General features: G+C 65.3%; 1 protein-coding gene. It reads right to left on the minus strand.

What is annotated here, in order from left to right; translation table 11 throughout:
- Positions 1-354: phosphoribosyltransferase family protein (locus RZO55_RS17960; RefSeq protein ID WP_318065636.1), on the minus strand; the 354-nt coding region annotated here is incomplete at both ends.

A 354-nucleotide genomic window follows, 5' to 3' on the forward strand; every position in this document is an offset into this window, starting at 1 on the left:
CTCCGCCCGAAACTCCGCCAGCAGGTCCACCATCCCCCGCACGGTTCCCCCCGCTTTCATGAAATCATCGACGATCAGGACGCGGGAGCCCTCCTTCAGACTGCGTCGCGCCAGGGAAAAGGTCCGGATGAGCCGGCTGGAACCGGAAACGGCGTTGATGGTCACCACCGACCCCTCGGTCACCCGGCTGTCCCGGCGAATGATCGCCACAGGGGTGTTCAGCTGGGTGGCCGTGGCATAGGCGAGCGGAATTCCCTTGGTTTCGACGGTCACCACCGCGTCGATCCGTTCCCCTGCGAACAGCGTCGCCCAGATCAGGCCGATCTCCCGGAGCAACACGGGATCGCCCAGGAT

The organism is Clostridium boliviensis, assembly GCF_033342255.1.
GTDB classification, from domain to species: Bacteria; Bacillota; Clostridia; order Lachnospirales; family Lachnospiraceae; genus Lacrimispora; species Lacrimispora boliviensis.